The 14,332-nt window shown below is 69.2% G+C and carries 11 protein-coding genes; 4 read left to right on the top strand and 7 right to left on the bottom strand.

All coding sequences use genetic code 11. The features are described from left to right. The first annotated feature begins 50 nt into the window (after positions 1 to 50). Positions 51 to 227: a hypothetical protein gene (locus ACOAMO_RS04770; protein WP_420176442.1), complete on the top strand. Its 177-nt coding sequence runs from the start codon at positions 51 to 53 to the stop codon at positions 225 to 227. Positions 228 to 376: 149 nt separating this feature from the next. On the opposite strand, the gene ACOAMO_RS04765 is transcribed toward ACOAMO_RS04770, so the two are convergent. Then, complete coding sequence (locus ACOAMO_RS04765) at positions 377 to 2,710, bottom strand: esterase-like activity of phytase family protein (RefSeq protein WP_420176441.1); 2,334 nt, start codon at positions 2,708 to 2,710, stop codon at positions 377 to 379. Between the two features lie 215 nt (positions 2,711 to 2,925). Between ACOAMO_RS04765 and ACOAMO_RS04760 the strand changes: the two genes are divergently transcribed. From ACOAMO_RS04760 to ACOAMO_RS04750, 3 genes are read left to right on the top strand one after another with little or no spacing between them, the layout of a single operon-like run. After that, positions 2,926 to 3,477 (top strand): ArsR/SmtB family transcription factor, encoded by a 552-nt coding sequence (locus tag ACOAMO_RS04760; RefSeq protein WP_420176440.1) that lies wholly within the window; start codon positions 2,926 to 2,928, stop codon positions 3,475 to 3,477. Then, positions 3,474 to 3,752: a hypothetical protein gene (locus ACOAMO_RS04755; RefSeq protein WP_420176439.1), complete on the top strand. Its 279-nt coding sequence runs from the start codon at positions 3,474 to 3,476 to the stop codon at positions 3,750 to 3,752. Before ACOAMO_RS04760 ends, ACOAMO_RS04755 begins: the two co-directional genes overlap by 4 nt. A 3-nt stretch (positions 3,753 to 3,755) precedes the next feature. Further along, a complete protein-coding gene (locus ACOAMO_RS04750) occupies positions 3,756 to 4,715 on the top strand; it encodes an MFS transporter (RefSeq protein WP_420176438.1) in 960 nt (319 codons plus the stop codon). Here ACOAMO_RS04750 and ACOAMO_RS04745 read toward each other — a convergent pair. The 6 genes from ACOAMO_RS04745 to ACOAMO_RS04720 all read right to left on the bottom strand — a co-directional run bounded on the left by ACOAMO_RS04745 (position 4,685) and on the right by ACOAMO_RS04720 (position 14,222). Next, the gene (locus ACOAMO_RS04745) at positions 4,685 to 5,263 is read right to left on the bottom strand and encodes a sugar O-acetyltransferase (RefSeq protein WP_420176437.1); all 579 of its coding nucleotides are present in this window, start codon (positions 5,261 to 5,263) and stop codon (positions 4,685 to 4,687) included. The two genes, ACOAMO_RS04750 and ACOAMO_RS04745, sit on opposite strands and share 31 nt — an antisense overlap. Before the next feature lie 34 nt (positions 5,264 to 5,297). Next, positions 5,298 to 6,914 carry a phosphodiester glycosidase family protein gene (locus tag ACOAMO_RS04740; protein WP_420176436.1) on the bottom strand — a complete coding sequence of 539 codons (1,617 nt, stop codon included), beginning with the start codon at positions 6,912 to 6,914 and terminating at the stop codon, positions 5,298 to 5,300. Between the two features lie 139 nt (positions 6,915 to 7,053). Next, positions 7,054 to 7,839 carry an Fpg/Nei family DNA glycosylase gene (locus ACOAMO_RS04735; protein ID WP_420176435.1) on the bottom strand — a complete coding sequence of 262 codons (786 nt, stop codon included), beginning with the start codon at positions 7,837 to 7,839 and terminating at the stop codon, positions 7,054 to 7,056. Beyond that, complete coding sequence (locus tag ACOAMO_RS04730) at positions 7,826 to 8,911, bottom strand: winged helix DNA-binding domain-containing protein (RefSeq protein ID WP_420176434.1); 1,086 nt, start codon at positions 8,909 to 8,911, stop codon at positions 7,826 to 7,828. Before ACOAMO_RS04730 ends, ACOAMO_RS04735 begins: the two co-directional genes overlap by 14 nt. Positions 8,912 to 8,931: 20 nt before the next feature. Next, positions 8,932 to 11,370 carry a YhgE/Pip family protein gene (locus tag ACOAMO_RS04725; RefSeq protein ID WP_420176433.1) on the bottom strand — a complete coding sequence of 813 codons (2,439 nt, stop codon included), beginning with the start codon at positions 11,368 to 11,370 and terminating at the stop codon, positions 8,932 to 8,934. 8 nt (positions 11,371 to 11,378) lie between these two features. After that, positions 11,379 to 14,222 (bottom strand): MMPL family transporter, encoded by a 2,844-nt coding sequence (locus ACOAMO_RS04720; RefSeq protein ID WP_420176432.1) that lies wholly within the window; start codon positions 14,220 to 14,222, stop codon positions 11,379 to 11,381. Positions 14,223 to 14,332: the final 110 nt, after the last annotated feature.

The raw sequence follows: 14,332 nt of genomic DNA, 5'->3' as shown, positions 1-14,332 counted from the left end.
GCTCACGTTGAGGTTGTTGCTGTCGATGTAGCACGACCTACATTGGCGCCATGAATACTCTGACCCCCCTGAAGAAGTTCATCGCCTCCGCCGTCACCGCCGTCGCCTTCGTCGGCCTCGCCCAGACCGCTCCCGCCCAGGCCGCCGTGAACAGCGACGTCGCCAAGGTGAGCCTCAGCGGCCAGCAGACGACCACCGACGGTGGCCGCATCCTGTGGTGCTACTGAGCCTCACACCCCTCGACGACCAATCCCCCAACAACAAATCCCCCGAACGGCGAAGCGCCCGACACCAGACGGTGTCGGGCGCTTCGACCTCTTCGCGGCCCCGCCGTCACCTCACGGGGGTTGTCACCTCATGGGGCCGGCTGTCGGAATCACTTGCCCTGCGTGAACTCCCGGACGGCCTCGACGGCCACGTCAGGCTGGTCGCTGAAGACGTGGTCCATGCCGGCGGCCAGGAAGGTCTTGATCTCACCCTTCATGTCGCCCAGCTCGGCCGGATCGTCCGAGCTGCGGAAATCCTTGGGCAGGAAGTCGTTCTCGGCGCGGAAGGTCCACCCGGTCACCGGCAGGCCGGCGGCGTGGGCATTCTTGATGGCGTCGGTGGGCTTGCCCAGCGATCCGTCCTTCTTCTTCGGGATCATCAGGTTCTTGCACAAGCCGACGCTGTCGGCGTACTTGGCCACCTTCTTCATGCCGGCCGGGGTCACCATGTCCTTGTAGGTGGTGGTGTTCCCGGAGGCGGCGAAGTCGGCCGGGGCTCCCGAGCAGTCCATCAGCTGCACCAGCTGCACCTTGGTCATCTGGTTCAGCTCCTGCAGGTTGCCCACCTCGAAGCTCTGGATCTGCACCGGCGACTTCTTCTTGCCGTAGCCATTGGCCTCCAGCACCCTGACGGTGCCCTCCTCCTGGCTCAGCCCGATCGAGTCGAAGTAGCTGCCGTGCTTGATCTCGGGGATCACGCCCACGGGCTTGCCGTCGCAGGTCTTCGAGCGACGGGCCAGGTCGACCACCTCGTCGAAGGTCGGCACCTGGTACAGCCCGTCGAACTTGGCGCTGCCCGGGCGCAGGTCGCCCAGACGCTCCTTGGCGCGCAGGGTGCGCAGCTCCTCCAGGGTGAAGTCCTCGGTGAACCAACCGGTGATCTTGTTGCCGTCGATCGTCTTGGTGGTCTTGCGATCGGCGAACTCGGGACGCTCCGCGACGTCGGTGGTGCCGCCGATCTCGTTCTCGTGACGGTCCACCAGCACGCCGTCCTTGGTGCTCACCAGGTCTGGCTCGATGTAGTCGGCGCACTGGTTGATGGCCACCTCGTAGGCCGCCAGCGTGTGCTCGGGACGGTAGCCCGAGGCGCCACGGTGGGCGAAGACGGTGTGGTTGGCGTCGGCCGCGGGCACCTTCTTCTTGGCCAGGTCCAGGATCACCATCTCGGTGTCGTCCGGGGTGCCGGGCTTGCGGGCGTCATTGCCGGGGTAGTTGTTGTCATTGGCAATGAGCAGGCGACCGTCCTTGAGCTTCACCACGGTCTCGACGCTCTGGAAGGGGAAGGTGAAGGTCTTGTCGACGCCGTGGCCCGGGAAGGTCTCCATGCCGATGCCGTCGGGGTTGTCGATCTTGAGCAGGTCGACGACGAGCTCCTTGCGCAGGAAGCCGTCCTTCTCGGCCTTGTTGAGGTTGACCTCGTAGACGCGCTTGGTGACGCTCTCGGCGCCCCAGAAGTCGTCGCGCTCCACGACGAGCATGCGATTGCCCTTGGTGATGAAGGCATCGCCCACCAGGTTGTCGTCGGTGTCGGCCTGGTACTTCCAGGTGCGGCCGGTGTACTTGTTGGTGCGGGTGTCGAACTGGCTGATGACGCGGGTGCGCTTGTCGTCGCCGTTCAGGTAACCCTCGAGGATCGGGTACAGGTAGCGGCCGTTGGTGCTGGCCGCCATCGCCTCGAATCCCTTCGAGTTGCGCAGGTTGGCTTCCTCGTCCTTGGCCAGGTGCGGGTTGCTGGGGCTCTTGACCTGCTCGACGCCCTTGGCGGAGGCCTTGCCCGGCACCGGCATCGGCACGGGGGCCTGCAGCAGCACGCCGTCGGCGCTGAAGTGCAGCAGGTAGGGGCCGAATTCCTCACCGATCCAGAAGGAACCGTCCTTGGCCACCACCATGGACTCGACGTCGAAGTCGGCGCCGGTCAGCAGGCGCTTCTTGGTGTGCTCGTTGACGATCTTGAAGCCGGCATTGTGGTGCGGGTCACGCAGCTGCACGAACTTCTGCACCTTGATGGTGCCCTTGCCGCCCTCGGCGGTCTCCCACTGCGGCTTCACCTTGTAGACACGCAGCAGGAAGTCGTCGGAATTGGCCTTGGCGCCAAAGCCGTTGTCGGGCAGGCCCCAGAAGGAACCGTCACCGATCTCTGCCATGGCGGAGAATCCGGGGATGACCTGACCGGCGAAGGGGCCCTTGCGGCCATTCTTCTCGGTCACCTTGGCGCCCGACTCGGGACCCTTGGCCAGGTAGTCGGCGCTGAGCTGGGCGCGGGCCTCCAGGGTGGGGACGACCGTCTTGGTGGTCTTGGCCTTGGCGGTCTTCGACTTGGCAGCATGGGGCGCCGGCTTGTCCGCCGGGGCGGCGTGGGTGGATGCGACGGCGGTCAGGGGCAGGACGAGCGCGGCCGAGCCCAGGGCGACGGCGGCGAGACGCGAAATCTGTGGGGTACGCATGCGCCCCAGCCCATCGCATTCAGCTGAGCTTCAGGTTTCCGGCGGGTGTGCCGCGGGTGAACTTCTGGCGGGCCCCGGAATGCCGCTCGGGTTCCTGACTCCCGCTCGGGTTCCTGACTTCCGCTCGGGTTGCAACACGCGCGGGAGCCACAAACCCACGCGTCGTGCAGCGGAAACTCTTGAAGCATTTCTTTCGAAAGAATAGTTTCATATTCATGGCCAGTCATTCACCCGCGGCGCGCAGCACCGTCATCACCCCGGACCAGCTCAAGGCCTGCGCACATCCGCTGCGCATCGCCCTGCTGGAGCAGCTTGGCTGGCACGGCACCCTCACAGCCAGTCAGATCGCCGAACTCGTCGACGAGTCACCTTCCAACTGCTCTTGGCACCTGCGGCGGCTCGCCCAGGCAGGCCTGGTGGAGCGAGCCGAGGGCCAGAACCGTCGCGATCGGCCCTGGCAGCTGACCTTCGACCAGTACGCCTTCGACGCGAACCTGAACTCCATCACCCCGGATCTGCTCGCGCACCGCCAGACCGGCCGGATGCTCACCGCCCGACGCCGCCGGGGAGGCCCGCCCCAGACCCATGCCACCCATGCTGCCTGGCTCACCCCAGCCGAGGCGGAGGCCGTGATGGTGCACCTGGAAGCAGCTCGACGTGCCGTCGAGGACGCGACGAAGAATCGCACCGACCCGACCCAGCGCCCCGCAGACGCCATCTCCTATGAGCTGGTGCAGTGGCTGGTCCCTGTCGAGGGCGGAGCATGACCTCCACCCGGGAACTGCTGCGCGCACCGCTCTATGGGCGCTGGTTGGCCGGGCGTGCCGTCAGCTGGTTCGGCGACACGGTGATGATCCTGGCGCTCAGCATCTGGGTGAAGTCACTGACCGGCAGCTCGTCGCAAGCAGGTGTCACGCTGGCCTTCTTCATGGCCCCGCAGCTGTTCGCACCGCTGGCCGGCCAGCTGGTGGACCACATTCCCCGCCGCGTGGTGCTGGTGGCGGGGAACCTGCTGTCCGCGGCAACCCTGGTGCCACTGTAGTGGGTGCACCGGCCTGATCAGGCGTGGGTGATCTGGGCGGCCGCGGTGGGCTACGGCCTGTCCGGGGTGCTGCTCTCCTCCGCCTCCATGGCGCTGCAGCGATCCATCACGCCCGACGAGTTGTTGGCCCGCGCCCAGGGCCTCCAGCAAACTGTCGGGACCTCCTTCCAGCTGCTGGCACCGCTGGTGGGAGCCGCCCTGTTCGCCACACACGGTGGCCGCGGCCCCACAGCCGTCGCCATCATCTGCTTCCTCGCAGGTGCGGTGCTCTTCGCGAGCTTCCCCGAACCCGCCAAGGACGATCCACCGGAGCAGGTCGGGCTGTGGCGGCAGGTGACCGCTGGGCTGGAACACATCTGGCGGCACAAGCCGCTGCTGGACGCAATGACGGCGATGCTGCTGGTCAACTGCGTCGCCGGACTGTTGGAAGGGGCGATGTACTCCGTGACCGACACCTTCGGGCGTAGCGCCGCCTGGGCCGGCACGATCGCCAGTGCGCAAGGGGCCGGGATGGTTGCCGGATCCCTGGCCGCCTCACGAGTGGTGGAAAGGATCGGCGAGATCCGTTCCATGACCGTCGGGTTGTCCATCAGTGCCGTGCTGGTGCTCCTCGCCGCGGCCACCCCGACGTTGTGGACCTACCTGGCGGTGGTGGTGGCGATCGGGGCCTTCCTGCCGATGGTCTTCGTCGCCGCCGGGACCCTGCAGCAGCGCGTCACGCCCAACCACCTGATGGGGCGGGTGGGCACCGCCATGGCACCCCTGTTCAGCCTCACCAGTGTCGGAGCGATGAGCGTGGGCGCGATGCTGGTGGCCACCGTCAGCTTCCGGCAGATCTATCCCTTCGTCACGGTGGGCATGGCGGGTGCGGCCGTCTGGCTGCGGCTTGCCACCCGACGGCGCAGCCACCCCGGTGCCCCTCAGCCCCAGGATCAGAGCTCGCGAACCACCCTGGCCGGCTGACCCAGGGCCACCACATTGGCGGGCAGGCTCTTGCTGACGATGGCCCCGGCCCCCACCACGGTGTTGTCCCCGATGGTGACGCCGGGCAGCACGATCACCCCGCCGCCGAGCCACACATTGTCACCAATCGTGATGGGCTCGGCGGCCTCCAACTTGTCGCGTCGCTGCTGCGGATCCAGCGGGTGCGTCGGGGTCAGGAGCTGCACATTCGGGCCGATCTGGCAGTCCTCGCCGATGGTGATCTTCGCGACGTCGAGGGCGGTGAGGTTGTAGTTGATGAAGGTGCGTGCGCCGATGCTGATCTGGCCGCCGTAGTCGACGTGCAGCGGCGGCTTGATGTAGGCGCCCTCCCCCAGCTCCCCGATCAGTTCCTCGAGCAGGCCGCGGGCACTGTCCGGATCGTCGACGCTGGCCTGCAGGTAACGCACCTGCAGCTCGACGGCACGCTGGGCGAGCCGGGCGCTCTCCGGGTCGTCGGCGATGTAGAGGTCGCCCGCCAGCATCCGCTCGCGGTTGGTCCGGGGGTCTCCGGCGAAGTAGTCGCTCATGTGCGTCGACGCTACCCCGCCGGAGACCGACGGATCACTCCACGACGATGGCGTCACCCACGCCACGTTCACCGGTGGCATCCGACGGGCTGGTGACCAGCTCGTCGTCCACCACCATGGCGGTGGACCCGCCACCGTCCAGGTTGATGGCATCGGTCATGCCCAGGTCTTTGGCCACCTGCGCGGCCTCCGGGATGCTCAGACCCAGGTCGGTCAGCTGGCGGCCGTCGACTGTGACCAGCAGGGTGCGGCCCTGGGCGTCGACGCCGGCGAAGGTGCGCGGGTTGCGCTGCAGCACCCAGCCGTAGTCGAAGGACGGGTTGAGCGGCTGGTTCATGCCGTCGCGCTTCTGGGTGACGAACAGGTTGCCGTCGCGAACCAGCTCCGGGCCGCCGTTGACGACGGTGGTGCGGGGCTTGTCCAGCCGGGCGCGGCCGTCGGTCAGGCGCTGGGTCCAGGTGCCGCGCTCACCCACCTGCACCTCGGACAGCAGCTGCTGTGCGTAGGCGCCGGTGGCCTGGATGGAGGTCTGCCCGGCCTTCAGGGCGGTGCCACGGGTGGCCTTCGCGGCGACGACGCGCTTGCCCTGCAGGACGACCTCGGCTCCCTCACCGGCCGGGGTGCTGGCGGCAAAGTCCGGGGTGTAGGCGACGAGCTCGGCGTCGTCGGTGCAGGTCACGTCGTGCAGCGGCAGGGCGGTGACCTTGTCCGTGGCATCGCCGCCGCAGTTGCGGATCAGGCCGATGACGCGGTTGATGCCGTCGAGCTGCAGGCGCTGGCCGTCGAGGCGGGCCTCACCCTTCCACACCGGGTTGACGACGCGGGTGTGGCGGGCCTTCGGGTCGAGCACCAGGGCGGGCCGATCGGCAATGGTCTCGCTGACCAGCTTGCCGTCGTAGACAGCGACACCGGCCGGGTCGCCCTCGGCACCGGCCTTGGGATCCATCACGAAGAAGCCGGCGTTGATGGCGGCACGCGCCCCGACGAAGGCGGCCAGTTCGGTGGTCTTCTCCCGGGTGGCGAGGTCGGGGCCGAAGGTGGCGCCGAGCTCACCCTTGAAGTGCTTGGGATCAATGGTCAACACGTTGATCCGCCACGGTCCCTTCGCCTGGGTTCCGCCGTCCCAGCCGGTGAACCACGAGCGGGTGCTGAATCCCTTGGCCTTGAGGTCCGCGACGAGCGCGTCGGCCTCGGCCTTGGTGGCGAAGGTCTGGTCCAGGCGCAGGCGGTGACCCAGCGTGCTGGCGGGCAGGTCGGCGACGGCGGGCTGCTCGACGGCCTCGACGGTGGCGGCAAAGCCGGCGTCGGCCAGCCTGGCGCGGGTGGCCTCGGCCGCGGCCTTGTCCTGGATGGAGCGGGCCGGGGCGTCGGGATCCGGGCTGGTGGCCTGCGAGGGCATGTTCACCTCGACGATCCAACGCAGGCTGGAATCGGTGCCGCCACGGGTGATCAGGGTGTGGGTGACGCCGCGCTGCACCATCGTGGTGGTGCGGGTCTCGGTCTGGTCGGGGGATCCCAGGTTGAGGGGTCCGGGTACGGGTGCGGGCTTCGGGGCCGGCTTGGCGACGGCCGTGGTTCCGGCCAGGGGCAGGGCAAGCGTCGCAGCTCCGACGACGGCGACCGCGAGGCGAGTGGGGTTGTGGGTACGCATGGGCCGATCACAGCGCATCCCGGCGAACGGCTGGGGATCTTGTGTGACGAGCCGGTGAACGGGGCCCGGTGATCCCCGCACCCGTCGCTGACCTTGGTCATGGTTGCGCCGGAGCGCTCCCGCCCAAGTGTGACCAAGGTCAGCCGAAGGGCTGGCAGCGGGGGCACCACCAGACAAGGCGCTCCTGTGTGGTGGGGCCGTACTCCTCGCACTGGATCCGGGTGCGGCACCGTGGGCAGGGTTTCCCGGCGCGGCCGTATACCCAGCGCCCGTCGCGCCCCGAGGCGGTGGGCACCCACGGCCCGGGCCCTTTGTTGGCGGCCAGCAGGCGTTGCGCCGTGCGCACCAGAGCCAGCAGGTCCGGCACGCCGGCCACCGGGGTGCGTGGATTGATCCGCTGGTGGAAGAGGGATTCGGCGCGGTAGATGGTGCCGATCCCGGCCAGGTTGCGCTGGTCCAGCAGTGCCTCGCCGATGGTGCGCGACGGCTCGCGCAGCAGGTTGGCGACGGCCAGCTCCTCGTCCCAGTCGGGGCCCAGCAGGTCTGGCCCCAGGTGCCCGACCACCTCGTCCTCGTGATCGGTGCGCACCAGATCGACCATGCCCAGCCGAAGCCCCACCGCCACGGTCTCGTCATTGCCGAGCAGGACGCGGATCTCGTGGTCCGGGCCCGGCAGCCTCCCCTGCGCGTCGACGAACTTCCAGGTGCCCTCCATCCTCAGATGGGTGTGGATCGTCCACCCACCGTCGAGCCTGGTCAGCTGGTGCTTGCCGCGAGGCACCACCTCCACCACACGCTGCCCCACCAGACCCTGCGAGGCCGCCGCGGCCGACGGGACCCGCAATTCGACGTGGGTCAGCGCCCTGCCGGCCAGGGCATCGTGCAGTGTGGCGCAGGAACGAAAGACGGCATCACCCTCGGGCATGGGTCTCATCCTGCCGGTAGAAGGCCAGCAGGCCGTCAACGGCCGTGGCCAGCCGACTCCGGTACCGTTCTTCGACGCCGGGAGCCAGCTCCAGCCGCACCTCCCGCTCGGTGCGCCCCGCCCTGGTTCTGCGGGAGAGCCGGAAACTGCCCACGTCGATGCCGTCGACGATGACGAAACCATTGCCCATCTCGCCCGGGTTGAGGTGCTGGTCACCCAGTCGATGCCCCGGTTGGCGTGGGAAGCGCGGCCGGTCGTGACTGAGGAAGGTCTCGTCGAAGTTGGGCAGCAGGAAGACACCCTCGGTGCCATGGTCGGGCGCCCCGGGCACCGTCCACAGCTCCACCCCGTCCACCGTCGACCGCTCGAAGCCACTGGCCAACGCCTGACGCGCCTCGGTACGGGTGATGTTGCTCCAGCGCTGCAGATCGCGCAGCGAGGTGGGCCCATGCCCCGCGACGAAGCGGTGCACCAATTCGGTAGCCAGTTCGGCCCGGGGCCGAGGCGACTGGGCGGGCACCACGTCGTCGAGCAGCAGGTAGCTGTGTTCCCCACCGACCAGCGGGCCGGAGCAGATCAGCCCCCGTGCCTCGGCGATCATCAGCAGGTGCGCGACGGTCTGGTTCGGCTGAGGTGATGCCGGTCTGGGCAGCACGGCCTGCAGCTGGCGGCGGGTCAGCGGACCATCGCCAAGCTGCCGCCGCAACACCTTCTCCGCGGCGGCCCAGACCTCGTCGTCGATGCCCAACTGACGCTGCCGGGCCCGGTTGCCGGAGCCGATCCTGGGCCCGGTGAGCTCCAGCAGCCAGCGGATGTCGTCGCGGTGCACGTAGTGCCAGGTGGGGCGCAGCACGTGGGTGCGCAGCACCTCACCCGCGTCGATGGCAGCGCGTACCGAGGCGTCGTCGGCACCGCTGCGCAGCCCCAGCGACCACCGAGCCAGCGGCGGGTCCTGGGCCTGCACCGCCAGTGAGTTGCGCACCGCCTCGGCCACCGACGGCGCCCGTGGCCCCGTCAACTGCTGGGCAGCGAGCCGCAGCCCGACCACCTGCAGGACCGCCGCTGTCTCCACGGGTGGCCGCCTTTCGTTGGTCAGTCGCCGGTGCGTCCGGCCGCCCTACGGTAACGGGCCGGGGAGAGCCGACGCCGACGCACCACCGCGAGCAGGCAGGCGATGGCCGCCAGCAGCCACAGTCCGACCAGGGTTCCGACCGGGCCGACGCCCAGGGATTCGCCGATCACGGCGCGACGCACCCCGTCGAGGGCAGGGGCCAGCGGACTGACCCCATGGATCGCGGTGAAGACACCGGGCACGGCCGAGACGATGCCCACCGCCGCGGCGACGGCCCCCAGCAGCACCGCCACGGCACGGCCGAGGCCGCCGAACCAAGCAGCCAGCGCGTGGTTGATCGCGGTGAAGCTCAGCGTGGTGAGCATCAGGAAGGCGGTGAGCACCACGCCGTTCGACAGGCCGAGGTCGAGCACCGTACTGCCCAGGATGCCCAGCAGCACGGCCTGCCCCACCGCGACGGTGGCGCCGGGCACCATGGTCGCCGCGGCCAGCTGCCAGCTGGGACGCGACGAGGTGAGCGTGCGGGAGGCGATCGGACGCATCAGCAGCCAGGTGGCCAGGGCACCCAACCAGGCACCCAGCACCAGCAGCAGCGAGGTGAGCTGGCTGAGCGGGGTGGCGAAGCGCTCGGCATCACCGGAGACGGGCGTGGCCACCACACCCGAGAGCTTCTCGCGTTCCTGCTTGCTGTAGCTGGGCACCTCCTTGGCCCCGTCGGAGACCTTCTCGGCAAAGGTGCGGGTGCCCTCGGACAGCTTGGTGCTGCCGGTGGCCAGGTCGGTCATGCCGGTGGCCAGCTCCTGCACGCCCTGGTTGGCCTGGTGCACCCCGTCGGTGTACTGGCCGACGCCCTTGGTGTACTCGTCCAGGCCGGTGCTGAGCTTGTTGGCCCCGTCGGTCAGTTGGGTGCCGCCGCTCTTGAGTTGCTGTGATTTGCTGGCCAGGGTGTCGGCGCCGTCGCTGAGCTCCTTGACGCCAGACTTCAGCTGCCCCAGTTGGGCCTCGATCTGCTTGGGCAGCTCGTCGACGAGCTGGGTGACGCCGCCCGAGAGCTGGTTGGCACCGGTGGCAAGACTCTTGGTTCCCGAGCGCAGGCTCTGCCCGGTCTGGGGATCCTTGTGGTCCAGGGCGGCCGCGGCGGTCCCGGCGCCGGCCCGGAAGCCGCCGGTGAAGGCGGGCTCGGCGAGCTTCTCCACCTCGGGGCAGACGGCCTCGGCCACCTGGGAGGTGCGCTTCGGATCGGTCAGCACCTCGCTGATCTGCTCCGCGGCGGGCAGCTGGATCCGCTTGAGCACCTCGGCCTTCTGCTCGGGGGTGAGCTCCATCTCTGCGGGCAGCTCGTCGAGCTGCGTCGCGACGGCCTGCTTCAGCTCTGCTTGGTACTGGGCGATCTGTTCTTCCCCCAGCTGGGTGCGCATCGCGTCGGCCACCTGGGTGGCGCAGCCCTCACCGAACTGTTCGGTGTAGGCCTCCATCACCTGCGGCGGGACGGGTGCCTTGCCGTCGCGCCAGGCCACCAGCTGCTGCTGGTAGGCGTCCACGCCCTGCGACACGCCCGAGGCACCGTCGGAGAGCTGCTGGGCTCCTTGCTTCAGCTGGCCCAGCTGGGCGAACTGGCCCGTGCCACTGGACTGCTCCAGGCCGGACTCCAGCTGGTTGATGCCACCGGCCAGTTGCCCGATGCCGTCGACCACCTGGCCGGTGCCCTTGGTGTACTCGGCCACGCCGGTGCCCAATTCCTGGGCCCCGCTGGCCAGTTGGCTTCCACCCTCGTCGAGCTTGGCGCCGTTGGCGTCCAGCTCGTTCATGCCCTTGCCCAGTTCACCGACGCCCTGGGCGGCCTTGACGGTGCCGTCGCCCAGCCGTTCGGCACCGTCGGCCAGCTGGGAGGCCCCGTCGCCGATCGTGGTGATCTGCTTGCCCATGGTGTTGAAGCCCACGTAGATGTTGTCCAGGTAGTTGCCGGTGAGCATCGCGTTGGTGCTCTGGGCGGCCATCTCGGCCACCTCACGGGCAATCTGGGCGTCCTGCACCGCCGACGACGGGGAGGTCTGCACGTCGATGGTGGCCTGCTGGGCGGTCTTGGCGTCGGCGACGCTGGTGGCCGCCGCGGAGAAGTTCTTGGGGATGGTCACCACCACGGCGTACTCGCCGCTGGCCAGCCCGGCGGCGGCGTCGGAGGGGTCGCTGAGCTTCCAGGTGACGTTCTTGCTGGGCTTGGCGACGATCTCGGCGGCCAGCTGGCGGCCCATCGGCACCGTCTGTCCGTCCACCTTGACCGCCTCGTCGGTGTTCACCACGGCGGCGGTGATCTTGCCGAGCCGGTCGTCGCGGCCCCAGGCGGTACCCAGCAGGACGCCGGCCACCAGTACGGGAACCAGCACCAGCGCCAGCAGGCTCCAGCGTCGCAACGGGACGTGGGAGTTGGCGCGCTCGGCGTGGAAGATGGGGATGTTCATGGTTGTCCTCACAGGCTCTCGACGAGCTGACGTTCGGTGGTGGCCTCGGGCGCCTCGGGGCGAGGCTGCGGCGTGGCGGGGTCGGGTGTGAGCAGCGCGATGGTGCGATCGGCCCGCCAACGGGCGATGGCCTCGCGGTCGTGCAGCCCCAGGACGAAGGCGGGCCCCTCGACAGGCTCGGGGACCGGGAGCCCCTCGACAGGCTCGGGGACCGGGGAAGCAAGCTCGGGGGACGGGGAGAGGGCGCGGGCGTCGGCGATGGCCTGGTCCAGGGCGGCCAGCTCGGGGCCGGCGAGGGCGTCGGCCCCGTCGACGAAGACCACGCGGGGAGCGCGGCCCAGGGCCGAGGCGAGGTCTCGCTCCAGACCCGACTTGCTGCCCGCTTCCAGGAAGGCGGTGGCCTGGCGCACCTCGGCGGCCCGTTCGGGCAGCAGCAGACCGGCCACTCGTGCCTTTCCGTCGGTGGCGTCCAGCCGTCCGGCCAGGGTGAGCAGCAGGGCACGGCGCGGGTACGAGTCGCCCTGCACGACGGCCACCTGCCCCGGGTCAAGGTGCAGTGAGGCCTGCTCGAAGATGCCCTCCACCGACAATCCCTCGGCATGCAGCGCCTCGCGATGATCCGGGCTGGGCCACTGCGCCAGCTCCAGTTCGCGGTGCAGGCCCTCGCCCTCGACGTCGAGCACCGGCAGCATCTTGTCGAGCCAGTGCGGCAGGTGCCAGGCGCGAGCGCCGAGCAGTTGCAGCACGGCCGGCACCAGGGTCATCCGGATCACGAAGGCGTCGACGGCCACACCCACGGCCAGGCCGAAGGCGATCTGCTTGATCGGCCCCATGCCCTCCGGCACGAAGAAGGCGAAGACCGCGAACATGATGACGGCGGCCGCGGTCACCACCTGCGCCGAGGCGGTGAAGCCGCTGGCGATCGCAGCGCGGGCCAGCCGGTCACGGTCACCGGCCGGATCCTTGCGCACGGCGTGCACGAAGTCCTCGCGCATCCGGCTGACCAGGAAGACCTCGTAGTCCATGGCCAGGCCGAACAGGATGCCCATGATGACGATGGGCATGAAGCTGATGATCGGCACGGGCTTCTCGAGGTTGATGATCCCGGCCCCGATGCCTTCGTTGAAGACCAGCTGGGTGGCGCCGAAGGCGGCGCCGACGCTCAGCAGGTAACCGACGGTGGCCTTCAGCGGCACCCACACCGAGCGGAAGACCATCATGAGCAGCACGAAGGACAGCCCGACCACGAAGATGCCGAAGGGCAGCAGGGCACCGGCCAGCCGCTGTGAGACGTCGATCTGGATGGCGGTCGATCCCGTCACGGCGGTCTCCACGCCGGGAGTCTCGGCCCACTGGTCATGCTGGTCCACCAGCCGCTGCACCAGGTCTGCGGTGGCGGGGTCGTCGGGGCCCGTGGTGGGCACCACCTGGACGAATCCGGTGTCGGCATTGCGATTGGGAGTGGCGATGAGCACCTTGGCGACGCCCTCGGTCGACTCGATGTCCTTCTTGAGGGTGTCCATGACGCCCATCGGGTCATTGCTGCCCAGGATGTCTGCGGTGACGATCAACGGGCCGTTGTAGCCGGGGCCGAAGTGTTCGCTGACCAGGTCGTAGGTGACGCGCTGCGGCTTGCTGGCCTCGGCCTGGCCGGCATTGGGCAGGCTCATCTGCAGGTTCGCGGCCGGCACGGAGAGCGCGCCCAGCACGGCGGTGACCAGCACGACGGTGAGCAGCGGCAGCCGGGTGGCCAGGCGCACCCAGTTGCCGAAGAAACCTCGCCCGGGGGCCTTGCGACGACGCCGCTTGCGGGCGCGGGGACGCAGACGCTCACCCATCAAGCCCATCAGCGCGGGCAGCAGGGTGAGGGCGATCACCACGGCCAGGGCGACGGCGATGGCGGCGAAGACACCCATGATGGTGAGGAAGGGAATGTTGGCCAGCCCCAGCCCCACCAAGGCGATGCACACCGTCAGGCCGGCGAAGACCACGGCCGATCCGGCGGTGGCGACCGAGCGGGCGGTCGACTCCTCGGCGTCCATCGGCTCGACGCCCTCGACGGGGCGCAGCTGCTCACGGTGACGCGACAGGATGAACAGCGCGTAGTCGATGCCCACGGCCAGGCCCAGCATCACCGCGAGCATCGGGGTGGTGGAGTTCACCTTGGCCAGGCCCGCCGAGATCATCAGCAGGAAGAGCGACAGCACGACGCCGACGATGGCGGTCATCAGGGGAAGCCCCGCGGCCAGCAGCGATCCCAGTGACAGGAAGAGCACCACCAGTGCCACGCCGACGCCGACCACCTCGGTGGCGCTCAGGGTGGGCACCTCGATCGAGAAGGCCTGGCCGCCCATGTGCACCTGGGACCCGTCGGGCAGGTCTGCCTCGACGCGGTCGGCCAGCGCGATGAGCCGCTCCCGGTCCTCGTCGGTGATCTCCTCCATGGAGCCCTCCAGCTGCAGCTGCACCAGGGCCGCCTGCTGGTTGTCGCTGATCATGCCGGTGCTCAGGCCACTGAAGGGGCTGGTGACCCTGGTGACGATGGGGTCACCACCGAAGTCCTTGACGACCGCCTCGATGCCCTGCTTGGCCTGCTCGTCGCCCACCCGCTCCCCCTCGGGAAGCACGACGATGGCCTCTGCCGTGGTGGCTGCGGCCTCCGGGAAGGTCAACCGCAACTGGTCGAGCGCCTCCTGCGACGGGGCACCCGGAATGTTGAAGTCGTCGCTGTACTCGGCTCCCGCGAGGCCGGCCAGCCCGCCGAGCACCACGAGGATCGCCAGCCACAGCGCCAGCACGCGCTTGTGATTGCGATGGCAGCTGCGGCCCAGGCGATAGAGGAAGGAAGACATGGAGGCGACCCCGAGATGCGAAGGAGAATCCGATACAGTGTTGTATCCGATACAGGAGTGTACCCTTCGTCGAAGACCTGACAAAGCCGCTCCACAAGCCGACCCAGCGC

Origin of the sequence: Luteococcus struthionis (assembly GCF_048595755.1) — a bacterium.
Classification (GTDB): domain Bacteria; phylum Actinomycetota; class Actinomycetes; order Propionibacteriales; family Propionibacteriaceae; genus Luteococcus.
The sequence above is the reverse complement of the archived record's forward strand: the minus strand, read 5'-3'. Positions and strand labels throughout refer to the sequence as shown.

Coding starts and splice junctions, on each gene's coding strand:
- ACOAMO_RS04740 (WP_420176436.1), bottom strand. CDS start 6,914: ATGCGTACCCACAACCCCACTCGCCTCGCGGTCGCCGTCGTCGGAGCT.
- ACOAMO_RS04725 (WP_420176433.1), bottom strand. CDS start 11,370: ATGAACATCCCCATCTTCCACGCCGAGCGCGCCAACTCCCACGTCCCG.
- ACOAMO_RS04760 (WP_420176440.1), top strand. CDS start 2,926: ATGGCCAGTCATTCACCCGCGGCGCGCAGCACCGTCATCACCCCGGAC.
- ACOAMO_RS04755 (WP_420176439.1), top strand. CDS start 3,474: ATGACCTCCACCCGGGAACTGCTGCGCGCACCGCTCTATGGGCGCTGG.
- ACOAMO_RS04770 (WP_420176442.1), top strand. CDS start 51: ATGAATACTCTGACCCCCCTGAAGAAGTTCATCGCCTCCGCCGTCACC.
- ACOAMO_RS04735 (WP_420176435.1), bottom strand. CDS start 7,839: ATGCCCGAGGGTGATGCCGTCTTTCGTTCCTGCGCCACACTGCACGAT.
- ACOAMO_RS04765 (WP_420176441.1), bottom strand. CDS start 2,710: ATGCGTACCCCACAGATTTCGCGTCTCGCCGCCGTCGCCCTGGGCTCG.
- ACOAMO_RS04745 (WP_420176437.1), bottom strand. CDS start 5,263: ATGAGCGACTACTTCGCCGGAGACCCCCGGACCAACCGCGAGCGGATG.
- ACOAMO_RS04720 (WP_420176432.1), bottom strand. CDS start 14,222: ATGTCTTCCTTCCTCTATCGCCTGGGCCGCAGCTGCCATCGCAATCAC.